The organism is Pararhodobacter zhoushanensis (assembly GCF_003990445.1).
Taxonomy (GTDB): Bacteria; Pseudomonadota; Alphaproteobacteria; order Rhodobacterales; family Rhodobacteraceae; genus Pararhodobacter; species Pararhodobacter zhoushanensis.
On the sequence record NZ_REEZ01000003.1, the window covers coordinates 178,125 to 200,181 of the forward strand.

Annotated in this window: 24 protein-coding genes; 5 read left to right on the forward strand and 19 right to left on the reverse strand. The window is 64.9% G+C overall.

The window, feature by feature from the left end:
* Positions 1-96 precede the first annotated feature (96 nt).
* The 3 genes from EAE28_RS08970 to EAE28_RS08980 all read right to left on the reverse strand — a co-directional run bounded on the left by EAE28_RS08970 (position 97) and on the right by EAE28_RS08980 (position 2,236).
* Positions 97-339: a hypothetical protein gene (locus tag EAE28_RS08970; protein WP_127105512.1), complete on the reverse strand. Its 243-nt coding sequence runs from the start codon at positions 337-339 to the stop codon at positions 97-99.
* A 273-nt stretch (positions 340-612) separates the two neighbouring features.
* Positions 613-1,170, reverse strand: coding sequence for a hypothetical protein (locus tag EAE28_RS08975; RefSeq protein ID WP_127105513.1), 558 nt, complete (start codon positions 1,168-1,170; stop codon positions 613-615).
* Positions 1,171-1,354: 184 nt separating this feature from the next.
* The gene (locus EAE28_RS08980; RefSeq protein ID WP_127105514.1) at positions 1,355-2,236 is read right to left on the reverse strand and encodes a sensor domain-containing diguanylate cyclase; all 882 of its coding nucleotides are present in this window, start codon (positions 2,234-2,236) and stop codon (positions 1,355-1,357) included.
* A gap of 400 nt (positions 2,237-2,636) precedes the next feature.
* Here EAE28_RS08980 and EAE28_RS08985 point away from each other — a divergent pair, with 400 nt between their 5' ends.
* The gene (locus tag EAE28_RS08985) at positions 2,637-4,214 is read left to right on the forward strand and encodes a DEAD/DEAH box helicase (RefSeq protein WP_127105515.1); all 1,578 of its coding nucleotides are present in this window, start codon (positions 2,637-2,639) and stop codon (positions 4,212-4,214) included.
* Positions 4,215-4,275: 61 nt separating this feature from the next.
* On the opposite strand, the gene EAE28_RS08990 is transcribed toward EAE28_RS08985, so the two are convergent.
* The 4 genes from EAE28_RS08990 to EAE28_RS09005 form a co-directional block, all read right to left on the reverse strand.
* Entirely contained in the window at positions 4,276-4,536 is a 261-nt protein-coding gene (locus EAE28_RS08990) for a hypothetical protein (protein WP_127105516.1), read from the reverse strand.
* A 111-nt stretch (positions 4,537-4,647) separates the two neighbouring features.
* Entirely contained in the window at positions 4,648-6,018 is a 1,371-nt protein-coding gene (locus EAE28_RS08995; protein WP_127105517.1) for a glutamate--cysteine ligase, read from the reverse strand.
* A 55-nt stretch (positions 6,019-6,073) separates the two neighbouring features.
* Positions 6,074-6,589, reverse strand: a complete 516-nt coding sequence (locus tag EAE28_RS09000) for a hypothetical protein (protein WP_127105518.1) — start codon at positions 6,587-6,589, stop codon at positions 6,074-6,076.
* Positions 6,586-7,338, reverse strand: coding sequence for a 16S rRNA (uracil(1498)-N(3))-methyltransferase (locus EAE28_RS09005; protein ID WP_127105519.1), 753 nt, complete (start codon positions 7,336-7,338; stop codon positions 6,586-6,588). Before EAE28_RS09005 ends, EAE28_RS09000 begins: the two co-directional genes overlap by 4 nt.
* A 12-nt stretch (positions 7,339-7,350) precedes the next feature.
* Between EAE28_RS09005 and ubiA the strand changes: the two genes are divergently transcribed.
* The 4 genes from ubiA (at position 7,351) to EAE28_RS09025 (ending at position 11,506) form a co-directional block, all read left to right on the forward strand.
* A complete protein-coding gene (gene ubiA / locus EAE28_RS09010; RefSeq protein ID WP_127105520.1) occupies positions 7,351-8,361 on the forward strand; it encodes a 4-hydroxybenzoate octaprenyltransferase in 1,011 nt (336 codons plus the stop codon).
* A 71-nt stretch (positions 8,362-8,432) separates the two neighbouring features.
* Positions 8,433-10,424, forward strand: coding sequence for an OmpA family protein (locus EAE28_RS09015; RefSeq protein ID WP_127105521.1), 1,992 nt, complete (start codon positions 8,433-8,435; stop codon positions 10,422-10,424).
* Between the two features lie 30 nt (positions 10,425-10,454).
* Complete coding sequence (locus EAE28_RS09020) at positions 10,455-10,778, forward strand: hypothetical protein (RefSeq protein WP_127105522.1); 324 nt, start codon at positions 10,455-10,457, stop codon at positions 10,776-10,778.
* Between the two features lie 92 nt (positions 10,779-10,870).
* On the forward strand, positions 10,871-11,506 hold the full coding sequence (locus tag EAE28_RS09025; RefSeq protein ID WP_164736592.1) for a hypothetical protein: 636 nt from the start codon (positions 10,871-10,873) through the stop codon (positions 11,504-11,506).
* A gap of 5 nt (positions 11,507-11,511) precedes the next feature.
* On the opposite strand, the gene EAE28_RS09030 is transcribed toward EAE28_RS09025, so the two are convergent.
* The 12 genes from EAE28_RS09030 to EAE28_RS09085 all read right to left on the reverse strand — a co-directional run bounded on the left by EAE28_RS09030 (position 11,512) and on the right by EAE28_RS09085 (position 21,853).
* Positions 11,512-11,952 (reverse strand): molybdenum cofactor biosynthesis protein MoaE, encoded by a 441-nt coding sequence (locus EAE28_RS09030; protein WP_127105524.1) that lies wholly within the window; start codon positions 11,950-11,952, stop codon positions 11,512-11,514.
* A 4-nt stretch (positions 11,953-11,956) separates the two neighbouring features.
* Complete coding sequence (moaD, locus tag EAE28_RS09035; RefSeq protein ID WP_127105988.1) at positions 11,957-12,202, reverse strand: molybdopterin converting factor subunit 1; 246 nt, start codon at positions 12,200-12,202, stop codon at positions 11,957-11,959.
* Between the two features lie 2 nt (positions 12,203-12,204).
* Entirely contained in the window at positions 12,205-12,873 is a 669-nt protein-coding gene (gene pgsA / locus EAE28_RS09040) for a CDP-diacylglycerol--glycerol-3-phosphate 3-phosphatidyltransferase (protein ID WP_127105525.1), read from the reverse strand.
* 41 nt (positions 12,874-12,914) lie between these two features.
* Positions 12,915-14,306: a PAS domain-containing protein gene (locus EAE28_RS09045; RefSeq protein WP_164736593.1), complete on the reverse strand. Its 1,392-nt coding sequence runs from the start codon at positions 14,304-14,306 to the stop codon at positions 12,915-12,917.
* A 141-nt stretch (positions 14,307-14,447) separates the two neighbouring features.
* Positions 14,448-16,373 carry an excinuclease ABC subunit UvrC gene (gene uvrC, locus EAE28_RS09050; protein ID WP_127105527.1) on the reverse strand — a complete coding sequence of 642 codons (1,926 nt, stop codon included), beginning with the start codon at positions 16,371-16,373 and terminating at the stop codon, positions 14,448-14,450.
* Positions 16,374-16,671: 298 nt separating this feature from the next.
* The gene (locus EAE28_RS09055) at positions 16,672-17,454 is read right to left on the reverse strand and encodes an SDR family oxidoreductase (protein WP_127105528.1); all 783 of its coding nucleotides are present in this window, start codon (positions 17,452-17,454) and stop codon (positions 16,672-16,674) included.
* Positions 17,455-17,462: 8 nt separating this feature from the next.
* On the reverse strand, positions 17,463-18,398 hold the full coding sequence (locus EAE28_RS09060) for a calcium/sodium antiporter (protein ID WP_127105529.1): 936 nt from the start codon (positions 18,396-18,398) through the stop codon (positions 17,463-17,465).
* The gene (locus tag EAE28_RS09065) at positions 18,395-18,595 is read right to left on the reverse strand and encodes a hypothetical protein (protein ID WP_127105530.1); all 201 of its coding nucleotides are present in this window, start codon (positions 18,593-18,595) and stop codon (positions 18,395-18,397) included. Before EAE28_RS09065 ends, EAE28_RS09060 begins: the two co-directional genes overlap by 4 nt.
* 1 nt (position 18,596) lies before the next feature.
* Positions 18,597-19,406 (reverse strand): S49 family peptidase, encoded by an 810-nt coding sequence (locus EAE28_RS09070; protein WP_246022318.1) that lies wholly within the window; start codon positions 19,404-19,406, stop codon positions 18,597-18,599.
* Between the two features lie 97 nt (positions 19,407-19,503).
* Positions 19,504-20,094, reverse strand: coding sequence for a hypothetical protein (locus EAE28_RS09075; protein ID WP_127105531.1), 591 nt, complete (start codon positions 20,092-20,094; stop codon positions 19,504-19,506).
* A 143-nt stretch (positions 20,095-20,237) separates the two neighbouring features.
* The gene (locus tag EAE28_RS09080; protein WP_127105532.1) at positions 20,238-20,837 is read right to left on the reverse strand and encodes a hypothetical protein; all 600 of its coding nucleotides are present in this window, start codon (positions 20,835-20,837) and stop codon (positions 20,238-20,240) included.
* 74 nt (positions 20,838-20,911) lie between these two features.
* Positions 20,912-21,853 carry an aspartate carbamoyltransferase catalytic subunit gene (locus EAE28_RS09085; protein WP_127105533.1) on the reverse strand — a complete coding sequence of 314 codons (942 nt, stop codon included), beginning with the start codon at positions 21,851-21,853 and terminating at the stop codon, positions 20,912-20,914.
* Positions 21,854-22,057 lie beyond the last annotated feature (204 nt).

Here is a 22,057-nt window from a genome sequence, read left to right on the forward strand (position 1 = left end):
CTGCCGGGCGGAAGTTCCCGCCCGGCAGGGGCGGGCGCAAAAAAAAAACGCCCCCGCAGGGGCGTTGGTCAGGTGGGGAGGGAGGGGCAGGTGTCGTCAGCGGCGACCAACCGCGGGAATGCTGTAGGACGCTTGTTGGGCGTGGCGCGCGGCCAGATCGGCGGGCCGGGCCGGGGGCGCGGACAACATGCGCAGCGAGATGACGCAAGGCGTCGCGGGCGTGCAGCTGGCCGAGACCGGCGTGACGGGCATCGGGTTCAGCGAGATCGAGGCCGAAGCCATCGAGCCATTCAGGGTCAGGGTGGAGAGAGCGGCGAGGGTCAGGGCAAAACGGGTCATCGGTCAATTCCTTTGCGCAGGGCAGTGCGTTGAATTGCCTATGGGTCGTCGGATTGCGCGGGATGGTTCAAAGAAAATCGCAGCCCCGGCCTGCGCTCGGGGTCAGCCGTTGCCCGGGCGACAGGAATGCGGCTGAAACGGGTGACAGAACGCTTTGCACGACCGGTCCCGGGCTTTCGGCCACGCGGCGTCGGGCGCAAGGGAAGCGCGTCGGCTTTGACGTTGCGTGTCGGTGCCCTCTCACGCGGGCCTGCGTGAGAGGGCAGCTCCGGGTTAGCGCGACTCGGCCATGGCGGCGTAATCCGAGCGCGCGATGTAGTTGATGTCTTCAAAGCCCCAGCTTGTGTCCTGCGGCCCGTCGAGCGTGAGCACGATGGCCATGTATCGCCCGTCCGCGCCGGAGAAGAGGCCGGCAGGCCCGCTTTCCCCTTCAATCGCGAAGGGGACGATTGCCTGGCCACGGTCGTTGTAGCGCACGGGCAGACTCTTGCCGTCCCACCCTGTTCCCGCTTCGCCGCGCGTGCCGTCAAACAGTTCTGACGGGCTTTCGTCGCCAGCCAGCAGTCGGGCGAAGAAATTCGCGTTGGTTTCGTTGGAGTAGGGCGCGATCATCGTCACGTCCTGATGGACATAGCCGTTCAGAATTGCCGAGGCGACACTGCCGGGCGTTTGATCCTGCGCGGTTGCGGCGGTGACGGTTGCGAATAGGGCGAAAGCGGTCAGTGCTTTGACTTTCATATGTAAATTCCGTATTTTGTCATCAAATTCTTGGCTTGCGGCGGTGATGGCCGATCGTCCAGACACGCGAATGGTCGCCAAAAATCCAGCCATCACAGGCCATTTTCACCCGTCAGGGCCAGCGTATCAAGTGGGGCCTGCCCGGTCCTGGCAGGCCGACGCATGTACTGCGGTGCAGCATCCAGCAGCAAACGCTGCGGTAGCCCCCAACACCAGTGGCACCAAAAAACACCCGCGCGCCGAGGGGCGCGCGGGTGTGTGGCACTGTAGTGTTGGCTCAGTTAACGGGCGTGAGTGGCTTGGCCATCGGGGCGATGGCGACCCGGTTCCGGCCGTCTTCCTTGGCGGCGTAAAGCTGGGCGTCGGCGCGATCCGACCAATCCTCGACATCCAGCACCGCGTCCGAGGCTTCGGCAACGCCGAAGCTGGCGGTAACCTTGATATGTGCGTAACCCTCGACCACCGTGCTCTCGATGGCGCGGCGCATACGCTCGGCGACATCCCCGGCGGTCGTGGCCCCGGCATTCGACACCAGCACGGCGAATTCTTCGCCGCCGACGCGGCCAAAGCTGTCCTCGACCCGCATCTCGCGCAGCACGGTACGGCTGACGGCTTTGAGCACGGCATCGCCGGCCGCATGGCCCCAGGTGTCGTTGACGCGCTTGAAGTGATCCAGATCGAACAGAATCAGCGAGGCCTTGGAGCGGGTCCGCTGACGCGAGGCAAAGGACTTGCGCAGCGATTCGGAAAAGGCGCGGCGGGTCATCGCGCCGGTCAGCCCGTCGCGGCTGGCTTCGGACCATAGTTCGACCTGATCGACGACCAGCTTGGCGAAGCCTTCTAGTAACTGACAGTCGCGCTCGTTGAAGGCGCGTTCCGAGGTGTCGAGAATGCGCAGGGTGCCGATGGTTTCGTGGTCCTTGATCAGCGGGATCTCCAGAAACGAGCGGTAAACGCCGCCTTCGGCGTTGGCCGGTGCCCCGTGCAGGGCAACCGCAACCGCCGGAACATGGAAGACCGACTTGATCAGCGCACTGACCGCCGCAAAATGGGCTGGCGACGGCAGGGCAGCTTGGACGGGAGCTTGGTACATAGACATCACCTCGACCGAGTTGAGCGCTCTATCGTCAGGACTGTAGGTCGAAACGGTGGCTAACATCGGCTTGTTCCTGCAAATTTTTTGCGGTCAGCCTATACTTGATCCTGAAATGCGGCCTGCATTTGTGCCGTATGTGGCCAAAACAAGATTAATTGGGTGTTAACTAAGGCGCGCAGCGTTTTTCTGCCTTACTTTCGCCAGAAACTTGTCCGGGAATGCAAGGAATGAGGCCAAAATCGGCCACGCGGCGGGCCTTCCTGACATTATACACCATGAATCACCCGTGGCGAGCCTGAAAACGCGCGATTGCAAGCGCCCCGGATTGACCCGAGCCCGCATTTGCGCTATCGCCCCCCATCGGTTGCTGTGCTCTGTGCAACCTGACCGATTGCTGCCGGGGCGCAGTATCTGGCGTCCCATCATTCCCTTGCGGCCCGATGCCGCAACATGACGGACACTGATGACCAAATTTGCTGATCTCAAGCTGGACCCCAAGGTCCTGAAAGCCGTGGCCGAAGCGGGCTACGAAACCCCCACACCGATTCAGGCGCAGGCGATCCCTGAAGCGCTGAACGGCCGCGACGTGCTGGGCATCGCCCAGACCGGGACCGGCAAGACAGCGTCCTTCACGCTGCCGCTGATCACGCGCCTTGCGCGGGGCCGGGCACGGGCGCGCATGCCGCGCAGTCTGGTTCTGGCACCGACGCGCGAATTGGCCGCGCAGGTGGCTGAGAACTTTGACGTTTATGCCAAGTACACGCGCCTGACCAAGGCACTGTTGATCGGCGGCGTCTCGTTCTCGGAGCAGGACAAGCTGATCGACCGTGGCGTCGATGTGCTGATCGCCACGCCGGGCCGTCTGCTCGACCATTTCGAGCGTGGCAAGTTGCTGCTTACCGGCGTTGAAGTGATGGTCGTCGATGAGGCGGACCGCATGCTCGACATGGGTTTCATCCCCGATATCGAGCGGATCTTCCAGATGACGCCGTTCACCCGGCAGACGCTGTTCTTCTCGGCCACCATGGCGCCCGAGATCGAGCGGATTACCAACACCTTCCTGTCGAACCCCGTGCGCGTCGAAGTGGCGCGTCAGGCGACGACGGCGGAAACCATCGAGCAAAAGCTGATCGAGCTGAAGCCGACGCGCCGCGACCGCGCCTTTGCCGAAAAGCGCGCGATGCTGCGTCAGCTGATCGAGTCCGAGGGCGACGCCTGCACCAACGCGATCATCTTCTGCAACCGCAAGATTGACGTCGATGTTGTCGCCAAGTCGCTGAAAAAGCACGGGTTTGACGCGTCTCCGATCCATGGCGATCTGGACCAGTCGGTGCGCACGCGCACGCTGGACGGTTTCCGCGATGGTACGGTGCGCTTGCTGATTGCCTCGGATGTGGCCGCGCGCGGTCTGGACATCCCGGCGGTGAGCCATGTGTTCAACTTCGACGTGCCCAGCCACGCCGAGGATTACGTGCACCGCATTGGCCGTACCGGCCGGGCAGGTCGCTCGGGCAAGGCGTTTACCATCGCCACGCCGTCGGATGAGAAGTATCTGGCCGCAATCGAAGCGCTGCTGCAAAAGCCGCTGCCGCGTGGCGAAGAGCCTGCCGGATTCGCGCAGGCTGCTGTGGACTCCGAGACAGCGGATGGCGGTCGTCCCGACAAGGACGAGCGTCCCGCGCGCAAGCCGCGCGGCGAAAAGACCGAACGTCCGCGCCGTGAGCGCAAGCCGCGTGGGGCCAAGGCCGCTGCGGTTGAGCCTGTGGCCGAGGAAGCAGTCGAGGCTGTCGCCGAGGCGTCGGTCGCGGCGGCTGAGCCGGTTCAGGCCGCGCCGGTGGCTGAGGTTGTTGCCGTGCGTGCCCCACGTGAGGAAAGCCGGTCGGACAATCGCGGCGAGCGGAATGATCGCAACACCGACCGCAACGAGAATCGCAACCGGGGTGGCCGTGGCCGCCGTGACCGCGACGATCAGCCGGTGGTCGGCATGGGCGACCATGTGCCCGAGTTCCTGCTACGCGAATTCCGCACCAAAGCGGGATGAGCCACAAGGCATTGCCGATAGAACAAGGGCCGCTCGATTGAGCGGCCCTTTTCTTTTGCGCTCAGCGCGCGGCGAGTTGCTCGATCGCGTCAGCGGTGCGACGGGTGTTCTGGTAGATGCCGAGCCCAAGGTACATGAAGCCGCCCATCACCACGACATAGATGCCGCCGCCGATCAGAATGGCGAGCGCCATCAGCGGGCCGGGGACGCCGGGCTGCGGCATGAACAACGCCCCGCCAGCGGCGACAACAACGCCGATCATCATGATGACGACCAGAACGGTGATCAGTTTTTCCAGAAGATTGATGAAAATATCGCGCATTAAACACTCCGACATAAAGAGGTGGTTTCCTGAAGAATAAGCAGGAAACCACGGCTTTTGCGGTGTGGCAAGCGGCCTGTGCCGGGCAGGGCACAGGGCCGCCGCAGCGTCTTAGTAGCTGTAGTCGGCGTAAACGCGGTTCAGATCGCCGCCCCAGTCGCCGTTGTAATGCGCCAGCAGCTCATCCGCCGGGGTCATCCCGGTGTCGAGGCTGTCTTTGAGCGCATTGAGGAAGTGAGTCTCGTCGGGCACCAGCCCACCGGCACCGGGGCGCGCGCGGGCTTTCAACCCGGCGTCGGCGATGTCGACGACCTGACGGGCCAGATCCATCATCTTGACGCCATGCGTCTCGGCCTGCAGCCCGTCGACACTGGCCGCGACGCGCAGGGCCTCGCGGGTTTCGGTGTCCCAGTTCTTGCACAGATCCCACGCCGCATCGAGCGAGGACTGGTCATAGAGCATGCCGACCCACAGTGCCGGCAGCGCGCACAGGCGGCGCCACTGGTTGCCATCGGCACCGCGCATCTCAAGGTATTTCTTGAGCCGGGCTTCGGGGAAAATGGTGGTCAGGTGGTCGGCCCAGTCGCTGAGCGTCGGCACTTCGCCGGGCAGGGCGGGCAGTTTGCCGTTCAGGAAATCACGGAAGGACTGGCCAAGGGCGTTGATGTATTTGCCGTCGCGGTAGACAAAATACATCGGCACATCAAGGGCATAGTCCACATACCGCTCGAAGCCGAAACCTTCTTCGAAGGCAAAGGGCAGCGTGCCGGTACGCGCCGGGTCCAGATCGCGCCAGATGCGCGAGCGCCAGGATTTATGGCCGTTGGGCTTGCCGTCAAAGAACGGCGAATTGGCGAAAAGCGCGGTGGCGACGGGCTGCAGCGCCAGCGCCACGCGGAATTTCTGCACCATGTCGCCCTCGGACGCGAAGTCGAGGTTGACCTGCACCGTGCAGGTGCGGCGCATCATCTGCGTGCCGTGGGTGCCGACGGTCTGCATGTAGCTGTCCATCAGCTTGTAGCGGCCCTTGGGCATCAGGGGCATGTCGTCATGCGACCAGACGGGGGCGGCACCAAGGCCGATAAAGCCCACACCGATCTCGTCGGCGATGCTTTTGACGTCGCGCAGGTGTTCGTTCACCTCGTCGCAGGTCTGGTGGATGGATTCGAGCGGCGCGCCCGAGAGTTCCAACTGGCCACCCGGCTCGAGGCTGACATTCGCGCCGTTATGCGTCAGGCCGATCAGTTTGTCGCCTTCGAGCACCGGCTGCCAGCCGAAGCGGTCGCGCAGACCTTCGAGCATGGCGCGGATCGAGCGGTCGCCGTCATAGGGCAGGGGTTTCAGGCTGTCTTTGCAGTAGCCGAATTTCTCGTGCTCGGTGCCGATGCGCCAGTCTTCGACGGGCTTCGAGCCTGATGACAGAAATTCTGCCAGTTGATCGCGATGTTCGATCGGCCCGCCGCCGGACTGGGGGATGGACATGTCAAGGGGCTCCGGGCTGATGTCTATGGACCTCTGACCTGTAGCGCCGACCGGCTCAAGTCAAGAGGCGCTGCGACCGTCTTTGCCAGATCGCGCGGGCGCGCGGGGCGGGGCCTTGGGCGATGGTGCGCAGCAGCAGGGGCATATCCAGCCCGCCGAGCGCGGCGAAAGCGTCGAAAAGTGCCTCGTTTCCCTTGGCCGCACGCGGAATTGCCAGAATGGTGCCGTCGAGCGATTCTACCAGCCAGAACGCCCCATCGGCGCTGAGCATCAGCGTTTGCATCAGGTCCAGCGCGATGACGCCGCCGCCGCGCGGGCCGAAATAGCGGATCTCGCCCTCGATCACCTCGATCACGCCTGCCGCATCGCCGCGCGCCGTGAAGCGGGCGCGTTGCACCGCGCCCAGGGTCAGGCCCGCGCCGACCAACGCGAGGAGCCAGCCCAGCCAGTAGACCGGACCGGGGCCTTGCAGCGCCCACCAGACGCCCAGCGCGGTGAGGGCCAGCGCGCCAAGGGTTTCGCCCCAGCGGCGCAGGGTGGCGAGGGCTTCGGGGCGCCAGAAGAAGGTCATCGCGGGCCGGCCCAGTCGCCGTGGCGTACCTGCCAGAGGGTCAGGGTGGCAACGGCGGCGGTATCGGCGCGCAGGATGCGTGGCCCAAGGCTCAGGCGGCGGATGAAGGGCAGGGCGCGCAGGCGCGCGCGCTCGGCCGGGGAAAAGCCACCCTCGGGCCCGATGAGAATCGCGGCGGGGGCGGGGGCCGGGTCGGCGATGTCCTCGCCTTTGAGGCTTTCGTCTGCCCACCAGAGCACGCGGTCGGCGGGCCAGTCGGCCAGCAGACGGTCAAGGCGGGTTAGTTCGGCGACCTCGGGCACGAAGGTTCCGGCGGATTGCTCGGCGGCCTCAACCGCGTGGGCCTGCAGGCGGTCGCGGCGGATGCGTTCGGAATTGGTGAACTCGGTCTGCACGGGCAGGATGCGGGCCGCGCCCATCTCAACGGCCTTTTCGACGATGAAATCGGTGCGGGCTTTCTTGATCGGCGCAAACAGCAGCCACAGGTCGGGCGGGTTGGTCTGCGGGGCGGTCTGTTCCTCGCAGGTCAACAACCCGCCGCGTTTGGCCAGATGCCCGATCCGCGCGCGCCATTCGCCGTCCTTGCCGTTGAAAAGGGCGACATCGGCCCCTGCCGCCAGCCGCAGGACGTTGCCCAGATAATGGGACTGGTCTTGCGTCACTGCTACGTGTTGCCCTTGGGCCAAGGCTTGCTCTACATAGAGGCGCACCTTGGGGCGGTCATCGTTTCGGGGCGGAATCGTCGGCATGGAAGCGACTGTATGACCGGGTCAGAGCAAACACCAGAGGCCGAAAACGGCGCAGCGACCAAGGCCGGGGTGTCTGCAGGCGATGCTGGCATCGCGGATCGGGTCGAAGACAACTGGGTCGATACCAAAGCCCCCGAAGAGATGCGGCCCTATCTGCGGCTGAGCCGGATCGACCGGCCGATTGGCACCTGGCTGCTGTTGCTGCCCTGCTGGTGGGGCACGATGCTGGGCGCGCTGGCGGTGCCTGAGACGCGCGGCGGGATCACGCTGTGGATCCTGCTGGCCTGCGGTCTGGGCGCACTGTTGATGCGCGGGGCGGGCTGCACGTGGAATGACATCACCGACCGCGATATCGACCCGCTGGTCGAGCGCACGCGCAACCGGCCATTGGCGGCGGGGCATGTCACCCTGCGCGAGGCGTTTATCTGGATGGGGATCCAGATGGCGGCGGCCTTTTTCCTGCTGCTGACCTTCAATGCTGCGGCGATCATGCTGGGCGTTCTGGCGCTGCTGCCGGTGGCGATCTATCCGTTTGCCAAGCGCTTTACCTGGTGGCCGCAGGTCTTTCTGGGGCTGGCGTTCAACTGGGGCGCGCTGCTGGGCTGGACGGCGCAGACCGGCAGTCTGGGCTGGCCGGCAGTGATCTTGTACCTTGGCGGCATTGCCTGGACGCTGTTTTACGACACGATCTATGCCCATCAGGACCGCGAAGATGACGCGCTGATCGGGGTGAAATCCACCGCGAGGCTGTTTGGCGACAACACCGAAAACTGGCTGCGCGGGTTTCTGGTGGCCTCGGTCGTGTTGATTTCGCTGGCAATTATCTACGCGCTGGCCCCATTGGCCGATCCGATGCGTCTGTCCCTGACGCTGGCCGGGGCCTGGGCGTTTGGCGCGCATCTGAACTGGCAGCTGGGGCAGCTGAACATCAACGACAACGATGTGCTGCTGCGCCTGTTCCGCTCGAACCGCGATGCGGGCCTGATCCTTGTGCTGATTTTCGCCGCTGCCTTGCTGGTTTGATTGCATCGCTGGGCGCATGGGGCTAGGTCAATGCCTGACCGGCCGCTGTCGGCCGCTGCCACGGACCCTCTATGTCACATAAAACCCTGCTCGTTTCGATCGCTGCCTTCTTGCTGGCGGTGGTTTTGGCGATGGTCACGGCACTGGGTCTGGTGGCGCTGGTCGAGCGGCGGACCGCAGATTCGCTGAGTGCTGCGTTCACCGACGCGGGCATCGGTTGGGTGCAGATTTCTCTGAACGGTCTGGATGTAGAACTGGGCGGCAACGCGCCGACGGAAAGCGCCCGCATTCGTGCCTTGCAGGTCGCGGGGGGTGTCATTGACGCCTCGCGCGTGTCGGAAAGCATCAGCGTGGCGGTGCGCAACGGTGTCGTCGCTCCGGTGTTCCGCATTGAGCTGATGCGCAACCGGGACGATCTGTCGGTGATCGGGCTGGTTCCGGCCCGGGCCGAGGGGGGCGCGATTGTGGACCGGCTGCGCGCGGCGATGCCGGACCTGCGGGTCGAGGACATGCTTCAGTCATCGGATTATCCGGTGCCGGGCGGCTGGGTTACGGCTGTCGGCTTTGCTGTCGAGGCGTTGCAACGGTTCGAGGTCGGCCGGGTCAGCGTCAGAGCCGGTCGCATTCAGATCGAAGCGCTGGTCGACGGACCCGAGGCCCGGCGCACGCTGGAACAGGACCTGCGCGCGCTGGCTCCGCGCGGGCAGGTGCTGACGCTGGATCTGGTCGCGCCGCGCCCGGTGGCCGCCCCGTTCCTGCTGCGCGTCGATGCGGCGCAGGGCGCGCTGCGCGTCGGCAGCTGTGTTGCGGATACCGACGAGGCGCAAACCCGCATCGCGGCGGCGCTGACTGAGGCGGGGGTGACCCGGCGGCTGACCTGTCCGCTGGCGTTGGGCGCGCCCACGCCGCGGTGGGGCGAAGGCGCGGCGGTGGCGATCAATGCGCTGGCGGCGCTGGGGGATGGCAGCCTGACGATCTCGGACGGGACGGTGATTCTGGCCGTGCCGCACACCATTGCCAGTGCCGATTTCGACCGCGCCGTGGGGCGTCTGGAAACCGCGCTGCCCGATGCCTTCAGTCTGAACGCCCGCCGACTGGACCCGCCCGCCGAAGAGAACGCCGCCGATGAGGCTGCGCCCGAAGTGCGCATGACACTGACCGAAGAGGGGCGCATGGCCCTGTCGGGCCGACTGCCGGACGAACGCATCCGCGCCGCTGTCACCGCGTTCTCGGGCGCGCGCTTTGGCTCGGGCGCGGTGGATGTCGCCACCCGGCTGGACCCGGATCTGCCCGCCGGCTGGTCGGTTCGCGTGCTCACCGTGATCGAGGCTCTGGCCGAGCTGCACCATGGCCAGGCCACCGTGCAGGCCGGTCGGGTTGCCGTTTCGGGCGTGTCGGGTAATCCGGATGCCAGCAGTCAGGTGACGCAGGTTTTGCTGCAAGGGCTTGGCTCGGACGCGGTGATTGATGTGAACGTGCGCTACGATGAGGCGCTGGACCCGGTGGTCAACGCCCCCACGCCCGACAATTGCGAGGCGCGGGTGCAGGCGATTCTGGCCGCCGACAAGATCACCTTCGATCCCGGCTCGACCGAGATCAACGAGGCCTCGGGCGTGATCATCGACCGTATCGCCGATGTTTTGCGGGAATGCGGCGAACTGCCCTTCGAGGTGGCGGGCTATACCGACAGTCAGGGCCGCGACGAGACCAACCTGAACCTGAGCCAGGCACGGGCCGAAGCGGTGATCAACGCCCTGCTGGCGCGGCGGGTGCTGGTGGCCTCGCTGGTGGCGCAAGGCTATGGCGCGGCAGATCCCATCGCCGACAACGGCACCGAAGCCGGGCGCGAGGCCAATCGCCGCATCGAATTCACCCTGATCCGCCCCGAGCCGGACCCCGAGCCGATGGACCCGGCGCTGGAGGCCCAGCTGGTGTTCGAGATCCAGACGGCTGATGACGACACAATCCGCCCGCGCCCGCGTCCCGGTAGCCAGCCGGCGGTTGTGCCCACCGTCGGCAGCGGCGATGATGCGCCCGAAGAAGACGCCCCGAATGACAACTGACGCGCGCCCGCGCACCCCGGAGACCGCCCGATGAACCGCACCGAATTCGTAATTGTCACCGTGATCGTGCTGACGGCGGCCTTTGCGCTAGGCTGGTTCGTCAACTGGCTGATCCACCGTTTCACCCGCGTCACGCAGGCCGATCTGGGCGAACTGGAGCGCATGGCGCAGGCGCTGCACGAGGCCGAGGAAACGCGCGATCAGGCCATCGCCTATATCCAGCAACGTGACGAGGAAGTCGGGCGCGAAATGGCGCAGGTGCAGGCGGAATTGCGGGCGGCGATGGACGGGTTGCGCGGTGCGCGGCACGAGGCCGAGACGCTGCGTCAGCAGCTCGACGGGCACGATAGATAAGCCAGGCGATACACATCGCCGCGAGCGGGACTTGCCCGCTCGGCGCTGTCCGGGCAAAGTGGCGTCATGACATTGCCGAGCGAGTTCGAACGATGAAATTCTGGTCGATTTGCCCAGCGATGCCTTTGGCCCGGCACGTCCTGAGGCCCTTTGCTCTTGCGGCTCTGGTTGGTGTCGCGCCGCTGGTGGTGGGGGCACAAAGCCTGACGCAGGCGGCCCAATCCATCGAATCGATGCTCGCCGAGGGGCGCACCGATGATGCCGTAGTTGCGGCCCGCCGCTTTATGCGCACCGTGACCGATCAGGCCGGGTTTGGCGTGACCAACGCCCAGCTCACCGCCGGGCAGGCCGAGGGCTATGGCATGTTCGTGCCGCGCGCGGACAACGTCTATGACATTGGCGAGCCGATCTATGCCTATGTCGAAGTTTACGGGTTTTCCATGACGTCGCTGGCCAATGGCGCGAATCGGTTGCTGTTCGACGTGTCTTTCACGCTCGACAGCCCCGAGGGCGAGCAGATGACCGACGCGATGATCCCGATGGGCGAGGTGCAGCTGGACAGCTACAGCCGTCCGGTGGACGGGTATTTCCACCTGACCTATCGTGTCACCGGGGCCGAAGGGGCTTACCAGCTGCGCACGCAGGTGGTGGACCGGGCAAGCGGTCAGCAGGCCGAGTTCACTTTGCCGGTGGTGTTTCAGACGGCCGATGATGCGCTGCGAAAATAGCCCGTTTACCAGCGCTTGAGGGCGTCTTCGTCGGCCTCGCGTGCCTCGACCCAGCCTTCACCCGTAGCGGTGCGTTCCTTTTTCCAGAACGGCGCGCGGGACTTCAGATAATCCATCAGGAACTCTGCCGCTGCGAAGGCATCGGCGCGGTGGCGTGAGGCCGTGGCGACCATCATGATCATCTCGCCGGGGTTCAGCGCGCCATGGCGGTGGATGATCAGCGCATCGCTCAGCGACCAGCGGCTGCGCGCCTCGGCCTCGATCGTGCTCAGCGCGCGTTCGGTCATGCCGGGGTAATGCTCGATCTCCATGCCGCGCAGCGTGCCGTCATTGTCGCGCACCACCCCACAAAAGGTGACAATGGCGCCCGCACCATCACTGGACCGGGCAAAAGCGTTGCTTTCGGCACCGTAATCAAAGGGCTGGGCCTGAACGCGAATCGTCATGGGTTCAGCCGCCGGTCATGGGCGGGAAAAACGCCACTTCGCGCACGCCGGCGAGAGGGGCGTCAAAATCGGTCAGTTCCTGGTCCAGCGCGACGCGCACCGCCTTGAGGTCGGCGAAGGTGAAAGCATAGCGCTCTTCGCGGGCGCGGAGTTCGTCGACCAGGTCGGCAACGGTGGCGGCCTCGGTCTGCACCGTTTCGCGCGGCAGGCCGATGCGTTCACGCAGCCAGGCGAAGTAGAGAATGGTCAGGGTCATTCGCTGCTGTCCCGCAAATGGGGCATCGCCTTGCGCAGATAGTCGAGGCCGGTGATCGCGGTCAGGATCGCGGCGATCCAGATCAGCGCAAGGCCGATCGCCCAGACGACCTGGCCCATGTTGTTAGCGATCGACAAGAGGTTGATATCGGCATCCAGCCCGGTATCGGCCATCTCGGCGATGATCGAGCGGTTACGCGCGAGCGCCTGCTCGCGCACGTACTCCAGACCCAGCGCGGCGAACAGCGTCGAGATCGCCACCATCTGCGCGGTGGTCTTCCACTTGGCCAGCTGCGTTACCGCCAGCAGGCGCGAGGTATTGCCCAGATATTCGCGCAAGCCTGACACGAACACCTCACGAAACAGGATCACCGTCGCGGGCAGGATCAACCAGGGATCCATGCCGGAATAGCCGGTGATCACCAGCAGGGCGATGACGACCATCGCCTTGTCCGCGATCGGGTCGAGCATGGCGCCGATGCGGCTTTCCTGCCGCCACAGGCGGGCGAGGTAGCCGTCGAAATAGTCGGTGATCGCGGCGCCCAAGAAAAGGACCAGCGCGAACCAGTCGGCCCAGGGGCGGGCAAAATACAAGAACATGATCGCAACGCCCGGGGCGGCGACCAGGCGCATAACAGTCAGGGTGTTGGGTATGGTCCAGCGCATGCACGATAGGTAGCCCAAGCGCGCGCGTTGCGAAAGGGGGACTACTCGGCCGCGATGTGCTGCGTTGGCCCATGCGCGGCATCTGGCGGAGCATCGTCGCGCCAGCCGCTGCTGACAGGGACGGCGGCGGCCGGTGTGGTGCCCGGCTGCCCGGTGGTGCCGCTTTGCGGGGTGTGTGTTTTGGCCGGGGACGACACGGGTTTGGGCGCTGCACCCGTCGCCTTGACGCGGTCCTTGCCCGGTTCGCGCACGGCGCTGATCATGGCCAGTCCGGTCTGGATCGAAACAGCGAGATTGGACAGTGTCTGCAGGCTTTCCGAAATGGCCGCCTGTACCGTGTCGATCTGGTCAAGCGTGGCCGAGCAGGCCTTTTCGAAAACCCGGTCGCGCCGGCTTTCGACCCGGCCAAGGATGCGGATGGTATCAAGGCCCAGGACCATGCGGCGGATTTCATAGGCCGAGGCGATCAGCGTTGCGGCAAGTCTGGACGCTTCGGCCAGCGACACCTGCACCAGCGTTTGGCTTTCATCGCCGAGCTTCGCGATGATCGTGTGTTCCTGACGGTTCTCTTCGCCGGCGAAGTTTTCGTCCGGCTGACGGATCTGTTGCGACATCTCAAGATGCAGGCGTGAGCAATTGGTCAGAATAAGGCTGCGCCGAACCGCGGCATCCATGCTCCCGCAGATGTTCTTTTCACCGGTGACAAAGGCACTTAGCCTTTCCGCGATATTGTCGAACGAGGTCTTGTAGTTCATCGAGATCTGGCTGATCGGCCCGCCCTGCGGTTCCAGCCGCGAGGCGATCAGGCGCATGTTCACTGGCAGCAGTTTGAGGCTGTCAAACAATCCGACCAGCCGTGTCTGTTCTTCCAGAGCGGCGGTCAGGCCGCTGACCAGCGTAGCGAGATGGTTCGCCACCTTGTCCACCGGTCGATCGAGCCCACGGTCGCGCGCAAGCGTTTCTTCCTGCAGGGCCTGGCTCATGAATTCGGGATAAGATCGGAAGCCAAGTTCGGTGAGCCGCGTCAGAAGGATTTCTGCCGACGCTTCGGCCGACAGCGATTCGTTCTGTTCGCGCCGCCGAAGGCGCGCGTATTCTTCGCGCATGGTCTGGAACAGGGCCGAACTGGGCTTGAGCCGGACCGAGAAATACCCCCCCTCACACGGAATTGCCGCAGCGAGAACCCAATAATAGCGTCCGTCCTTGTTGCGGTTCTTGACGTAGCCGACAGCCGGTTCCCCGGATTTCAGCATGGACCAGAAGATATGGAAAAACCCCTTGGGCATATCGGGGTGGCGCACCAGTTTATGCGGCGCGCCGATGGTGTCGCGCCACCCGTAACCCGCAAGCCGGTCGAACGTGTCATTCGCCGCGCAAATTACGCCGCGCGTGTCGGTCCGCGAATAGATCAGCTCAAGAAGGTCAAAAGGCACCTCCTGGCCGGTGTCCCGCGCTGAAGAGTTAAAGGTGGAAGGAGCCTGAGCCATGATCGCCAACGCATGTGAGGGACATTGCTGGTGAGCATGGCGCCGACTTATTACTGCTTCGTTAGCGCCGGGCCGGTTTCTGTGCTGTCATTCCTCGGCGTGGAAAAAATTATAGACAGTTTCCGCGATTTTCTGCGAGATCCCCGGCACTGCCATCAGGTCGGGCAAGCCCGCGCGGGTCACGGCCTTGGCCGAGCCGAAATGCGCCAGCAGCGCGCGTTTGCGGGTCGCACCAACGCCGGGCACCTCGTCGAGCGGGGTGCGGGTGGTCGTCTTGGCACGGGCGGCGCGGTGGGTGCCGATGACGAAGCGGTGAGCCTCGTCGCGCAGGCGCTGGATGAAATAGAGCACCGGGTCATTGTGGCGCAACGCAAAGGGGCGCTGGCCGGGGCGGTGGAATTCCTCGCGCCCCAGATCGCGGTCGACGCCCTTGGCGACGCCAATAAACGGTATGTCATCGAGCCCCAGTTCGGCCAGCGTCTCGGCCACGGCCGAGATCTGCCCGGCGCCACCGTCGATCAGCAGAAGATCCGGCCAGGCCTCGGACTCGCGGCCCGGGTCATCCTTGAGCAGCTTGTCGAAGCGCCGCGTCAGCACCTCGCGCATCATGCCGAAATCGTCGCCGGGCTTGGCCATGTCGCCCTTGATGTTGAACTTGCGGTACTGGTTCTTCATCCAGCCGTCGGGCCCGGCCACGACCATGGCACCCACGGCATGCGCGCCCTGAATGTGGCTGTTGTCATAGATTTCAACCCGTTGCGGGGTCTCATCCAGATTGAACGCCTCGGCCAGACCGGCCAGAAGGCGGGACTGCGCGGCACTTTCCGACATCTTGCGGCCCAGCGATTCGCGCGCATTTCTAAGCGCGTTTTCCACCAGCTCGGCCTTTTCACCGCGCTGGGGGACGCGCAAGTCGACGTTGCGCCCGGCGCGGGCGCTGAGGAGTTCGTGGATCAGATCCTCATTCTCAACGGGATGCGAGAGCAGGATCTGCTTGGGCGGCGGTTTGCCGTCGTAGAATTGCGCGAGGAACGCCTCCAGAATCTCCCCTTCTTCGGCACCCGAGCCGGTGCGGGGGTAAAAGTCGCTGTTCCCCCAACTCTGATGCGCCCGGATGAAGAAAACCTGAACGCAGGCCTGCCCCTTTTCCAAATGCAGCGCGATCACGTCGGCCTCGTCGACCCCTTTGGGGTTGATGCCCTGCGACTGCTGCACGGCGGTCAGCGCGCGGATGCGGTCGCGCAGGGCCGCCGCGCGCTCGAATTCCATCGCGTCGGACGCTTCCTGCATACCGCGCGCCAGATCGGCCTGAATGCGGGTCGTCTTGCCGGACAGGAACTGCTCGGCGTCGGATACCAGATCGCTGTAATCCTCGGGCGTGATCAGGTTCACGCAGGGACCGGCGCAGCGCTTGATCTGGTAGAGCAGGCAGGGCCGTGTGCGGTTCTGGAAGGCCGCATCGGTGCAAGATCGCAAAAGGAACACTTTTTGCAGCTGGTTCAGCGTCCGATTGACCGCTGTTCCGCTGGCGAAGGGGCCGAAATAGCTGCCTTTTTCCGTCCGCTTCCCCCGGTGTTTGCGGATCTGGGGAAAGGCGTGATCTTTGGAAATCAGGATATTGGGAAAGCTTTTGTCGTCGCGCAGCAGCACGTTGTAGATCGGCTTGAGCTGCTTGATCAGGTTCTGTTCGAGCAGCAGCGCCTCGGTTTCGGTCTTGGTGGTTAGGAACATCATCGACCGGGTTTCCGAGATCATCCGCGCGATGCGGCCCGAATGCCCGGAAGGGCGCGCGTAATTCGACACGCGGACCTTCAGGTTGCGCGCCTTGCCGACGTAGAGCACGCGCATGTCGTCGCCCAGCATGCGGTACACGCCGGGAGAGCCGTCAAGGGTGCGCACGTAGCTGGCGATAAGGGCGTGGCCGGTGAGGCCATCGGTCCGTGCGCCAAGCTCAACGTTAAGATCGTCGGGGCCAAGCTCGTCAGCGCCAGATTCGTCGGGTGTTTCGGTCATCAAAGGGGCCGGGTGATTCTGCTCGCTGGCTGCACTCTAGCGCGCGTGAGTTCAAGGGCAAAGCTTTCCACGGAATCTGTGGATAAACCTGTGGAGGTGCTGTTGGGAAGGGTGAAAAACCTAGGTTTCAGGGCTGGTTCGGATGAATGCCCAATTTTTGGGCGCTGCCTTAAGTCATTGAAATCAAAGAGAAGAAAAACAATGCATGGCAACCTACTGAAAAGCTTAACAATTTCATAACGCTTCTGTGACAGCTTGCGGTCCGGTGGACAAGCTGACGCGGCGTCCGGCCAAAGGGCTATTCCAGACCCAGAATATCAGGCGTTTTCCAGCCCAGATGCTGGCCGCCATCAACGCAGATCAGCTGGCCGGTGACCGCCTTCGCGTCGAGCAGATACCCAAGCGCTGCCGTGATGTCATCGGTGTCCGAACCCCGGCCCAGCACGGTATTGGCGCGCTGGCGGGCGAAGTGTTCGGGGGTCTGGCGGGTGCCGATAAGGGTGGGGCCGGGGCCGATGGCGTTGACCCGGATCCTTGGCGCGAGGGCCTGTGCGCTGGTCTGGGTGAGGGTCCACAGGCCCGCCTTGGCCAGTGTGTAGGTCAGGAATTCAGGCGTCAGTTTCAGCACGCGCTGGTCGATCATGTTGATGACCTGCGCCAGTGCCACGGCCTCTCCGCGGGCGTCCGTGCCGGTCGCGGGGGCCTGCGCGGCGAAGGCCTGCGTCAGGATCAGCGGCGCGCGCAGGTTCGAGCCCATGTGCCGGTCCCAGCTGGTGCGGGTGGCGCTTTGCAGGCTGTCGTATTCGAAGATCGAGGCGTTGTTGATCAGCACGGTCAGCGGCCCGCCGAGCGCCTCGGCTGCGGCGGGGAGGAGGGCGTGGGTCTCGTCCTCATCCAGCAGATCGGCCTGATGAACGCTGGCGGTGACACCCAGGGCGCGGGCCTCGGCGGCGGTGGCTTCGGCCCCGTCGCGGCTTGAGGCGTAGTGCAGCGCGACGTCATAGCCGCGCCGGGCCAGCTCGAGCGTCATTGCCGCGCCCAGACGGTGTCCCGCCCCCGTGATCAGTGCCTTGCCAGCCATCCCAAGCCTCAGTGAAACAGAGAGAACAGATACGCGCCATAGAGCGCAATGAGCAGCACGCCGGCAACCCGGCCGATGCTGCGGCCGCTGAGCACGAAGACCCCCAGCAAGGCCGAGGTAGCGGCCATGACCCAAAGGTCAAGGTGCAGCATCTCGACGGGGACCGGAATGCGTCCGACCAGCGACGAAATCCCGATGATCCCCAGCAGGTTGAAGATGTTCGAGCCGATGACGTTGCCCAGCGCCACGCCGGTTTCCCGGCGCAGGGCGGCGGTGACGGTGGTGGCAAGTTCGGGCAGCGAGGTACCGACGGCGACCAGCGTGAGGCCGATCACGGCCTCGCTGACGCCGAAGGTGGTGGCGATGTCGGTGGCACCGCCCACCAGCAGGTTGGCACCCAGCGGCAGGCCGATGATGCCGCCGAGCAGGTAAAGCCCGATGTGCAGGCGCGACATGCCATGGTCGACGCCCTCAAGTTCGGGCTCGGCGGCGGCGCGGTGGGCCTGCGCGCGGGAATAGCTGCTCCACAGCATCAGCCCCAGACCCGCCAGCAGTGCCAGCCCGTGCGGCCAGCCCAGCGGGCCGAACCATGCCAGCGCGATGAACAAGGCGGTCGCGGCCATCATCACAAGGAAATCGAACATCAGATCGCGAGAGACAGGGACAGCCGCGATCAGTGCCGGGATGCCCAGCACCAGAAGGATATTGGCGATGTTCGAGCCGACCACGTTGCCGATGGCCAGCGCCGGCACGCCGTCAAGGATCGCATCGACCGAGACCAGCAGCTCGGGCGCGGAGGTGCCGAAGGCCACAACGGTAAGACCAACGATCAGCGCCGGCACGCCCAGCCGCAGGCTGAGGTTGACCGCGCCTTTGACCAAAGCGTCGCCCGCCACGACCAGCAATGCCAGCCCGGCGAGAATCATCAAAGCGTCAATAATCATGGTCGGTACCGGCAGTCAGGGCGCGCGCAGGGCGCGGGGGTGTTGGTCAGGTTGACGCGCTTGCAGGTCGGGCAGCGCAGCCGGTCCAGCGTCGGGGTGTTTCGTTTGGTCAGCCGCGCATTGGGGCGGAACATTTTCTGAACCATCCCCATGACGAGGATGAAGATCAGGAACAGAATGACGACGCGGATCAACATCTTAGGCGCCCAGCCGTGCCCAGAGGGCGGCTTCTTCGACCCCAGCCAGCGCGTCTTGCGCTAGCGTCAGGCCAAAGCGCGACAGCAGGCTGCGGCGCGGGCCATAGGCTCGGACGCGCAGCTTTTTGCCATAGCGCGCCTTGAGGGTCGGCACCGCGTGGCCGATGCCATCGGCGAGGCCGAGCGACACGGCCTCGGCCCCCAGCCAGAAGCGCCCGTCAAAGAGGTCGGTCGTCGTGCTGAGCCGGTCGCCGCGTGCGGTCTTGATTTGGTTGATGAACACGCCGTGCATCTGTTCGAGCAGGCTGGTCAGGCGCTCGATATCCTCAGGCTTTTCCGGGCGGAACGGGTCGAGCTGGCTTTTCGAGCTGCCCGCCGTATAGACGCGGCGCTCGACTCCCAGCTTGCCGATGGCTTCGGTCAGGCCAAACCCGGCCGAAATCACGCCAATCGAGCCAAGGATCGACGCCGGGTCGCAGTGGATGTCATCGGCGGCGCTGGCGATCCAGTACCCGCCCGAGGCTGCGGCATCCTCGACAAAGGCATGCACCGGGGTTTCCGTCTCTTCGGCCAGCCGCCTGATACGCGCGCCGATCAGCGAGGATTGCACCGGCGAGCCGCCCGGCGAATTGATCACCAAAGCGACGGCGACGGGCTTGCCGGTGCGGAACGCACGCTCGAGCAAGGGCGCAACGCTTTGATCAGACAGACGCCCGCGACCACCGGCGGCAATCATGCCCTCCAGTCGCACGAGATTTACACGGGGGCCACGGCGAAACAGCCGCGCGGGCAGGGCGAGGGGGCTTTTCATGCCCTCCGATGTAGGGGCGGTGCCATTCAGCAGCAAGGCCCGGCCCCTGCGGTTGCCCAGAAAAAGCCCGCAGGCGGGGGGATTAAGCGCCGCGCGCTCATGCCATCACGGCCTCACGCGCGTCGGTGATCAGCCGGTAGACCCGCCGCGCATCGGGGATGCGGCGAAACCCGGTGCGCACGACGGTGGTCTGGCGTCGCGATCCGCCGCTCCGCCCGCCGCTGGCCGTGCGAAACGACCGGCGCGTATAGGCCTGCGAGTGGAACCACACGGTGCCGGGCGCGCTGTCGTCGAGCGCCAGCGAGTTCATCTCGCGCAGATCGAACGGCTTGAGCGAGCGGCCAAAGAGCACGTCGGTGGCTATATAGGCCTTGCGGTTGGTCAGCGTGTACCACGTCCGCTGCCGGACATAGGCGTCCCAGAACAGCCGCCCGACCAGCAGGTATAAACCAACCGCAATGAAGGGCAGGCCGAAGAGCGGGAAGAGACGGAACACCGGATCGCCTGCCGGAACCATCGACGCCGCGAGCGTGACCCAGAAGATCGAGAACCCGGTGAAAAACACGCCCATGATGCTGACCGGGCTGATCAGATCGCTCCAGACAATCCCGGTTTGCGGACGGTCCTGCCACAGGATGTGTTCGTCGGGGGCAAGGATATCCTCCCATCCCGGAGGCGGATTGGTCATGGGGAAACTCCGAATACAATCACGAAATCAAGACGCTCATCGTGCCGCGCCCGGGGCGGCGTGGCAAGTCTTGGGGCGTGACGTGGCCGCGCTCGGGACGCTGTGCGCCGGGCGGTGCAACGGGTCCGGCAGGACGCGCGGGGTCATCCCGTCACCGCCGCGCGATGCGGGGCCATCAGGGCGAAGACGTGCCGGGCCTCGGCGATGTTGCGAAAGCCGGAGCGTTTGCGATGGATCTGCTGTCGGTGCACGCCGCCGTGGCGGCGGCTGCCGGTGGTATAGCGGATCAGCTCCTGCGCGAACCAGACGGTGCCGGGCGTGGTATCGACCAGTTCTATGGCACGCATGTCCTCGGTGCCATAGCGTTGCAGGGCGCGCCGCCCCGGTCCCTGCGTGGCGATAAACGCTGCGCGGTCGGTGAGCGTGTACCAGGTGCGGCGGCGCTGACGGGCCTCCCAGAACAGCCGTCCGATGAGCAGATAGGCCCCGACCAGCCAGAAAAACCCGCCGATCAGCGGGAAGACCACGCGAAACGGCCAGAGCATCGGGCGCTCGGGCATGCTGGCGAGCATGACGCTGACGCCAAAGAGCCACGCGGTTGAGAAGGCAAGGAAAAACAAACCCATTAAGGTTAACGGGCTGAGCAGGTCGCGCCAGAGGATGCCCGGTTCAGGCTGTCCTTGCCACAGGATGCGCTCATCGGCGGCCAGAAGGCCTTCCCAGCCGGGGGGATGTGCTGTCACAAAACGGCTCCGCTGAATGTCAGGCGATCCATCCGCGCATCGTGCCAACCCGCGGCGGCGCTGGCAAGGCGGCCTCAGGCCGCCCGCGCCGCCCGCAGGTTGCGCGCCAGCAGGTCCATCGCCGCCATACGCACGGCGACGCCCATCTCCACCTGCTCCTGAATGACCGAGCGGTTGATGTCATCGGCAATGGTGCCGTCGATCTCGACGCCGCGGTTCATCGGGCCGGGGTGCATGACAATGGCGTCTTCCTTGGCGAAGGCCAGCTTCTCGGCGTCCAGCCCGTAGCGGTGGTAATATTCGCGCTCGGACGGGATGAACCCGCCGTCCATCCGCTCTTTTTGCAGGCGCAGCATCATCACCACATCCGCGCCTTCCAGCCCTTGCCGCATGTCGTCATAGACCTCGCAGCCGAACTCGGCGACGCCCGCGGGCATCAGCGTCGGCGGCCCGATCAGGCGTACGCGGTTCTCCATCTTGCCCAGCAGGATCAGGTTCGAGCGCGCCACCCGGCTGTGCGCGATGTCGCCGCAAATCGCCACGGTCAGACGGTGCAACCGGCCCTTCTTGCGCCGGATGGTCAGCGCATCGAGCAGTGCCTGCGTCGGGTGCTCGTGCTTGCCGTCCCCGGCGTTGAGCACGGCGCAATTCACCTTCTGCGCCAGAAGATCGACTGCGCCGGAATGGGGATGCCGCACGACCAGCAGATCAGGGTGCATCGCGTTCAGGGTCAGCGCGGTGTCGATCAGCGTCTCGCCCTTCTTCACGCTAGAGGATTGCATCGACATGTTCATCACATCCGCCCCCAGCCGCTTGCCGGCCAGTTCGAAACTGGCCTGCGTGCGGGTGGAGTTCTCGAAGAACATGTTGATCTGGGTGAGCCCGCGCAACGCTTCGGAATGCTTGTCGGTCGAGCGGTTCAGCGTCACGTAATCCTCGGCCAGATCAAGGATCGTGGTGATTTCGGCGGGATCCAGCGGCTCGATCCCAAGAAGATGGCGGTGCGTATAGGTCATGCGGGCCTCGCAGGGATTTGCTGGCGGTATAGAAAGCGCCGGGCGCACGGGCAAGAAGAAAGCCCCCAACCCCGCCTCATCATCTTGTCCCAAATACTCACGGGGGTTTCCAAAGGGGGAGCGTGCTTCCCCTTTGGCGAGGGGGTTCGGGGGGCGAGCAGCCCCCCGACCTGCCCGCGACTCATTGGCGAGCCGCGCGTGATC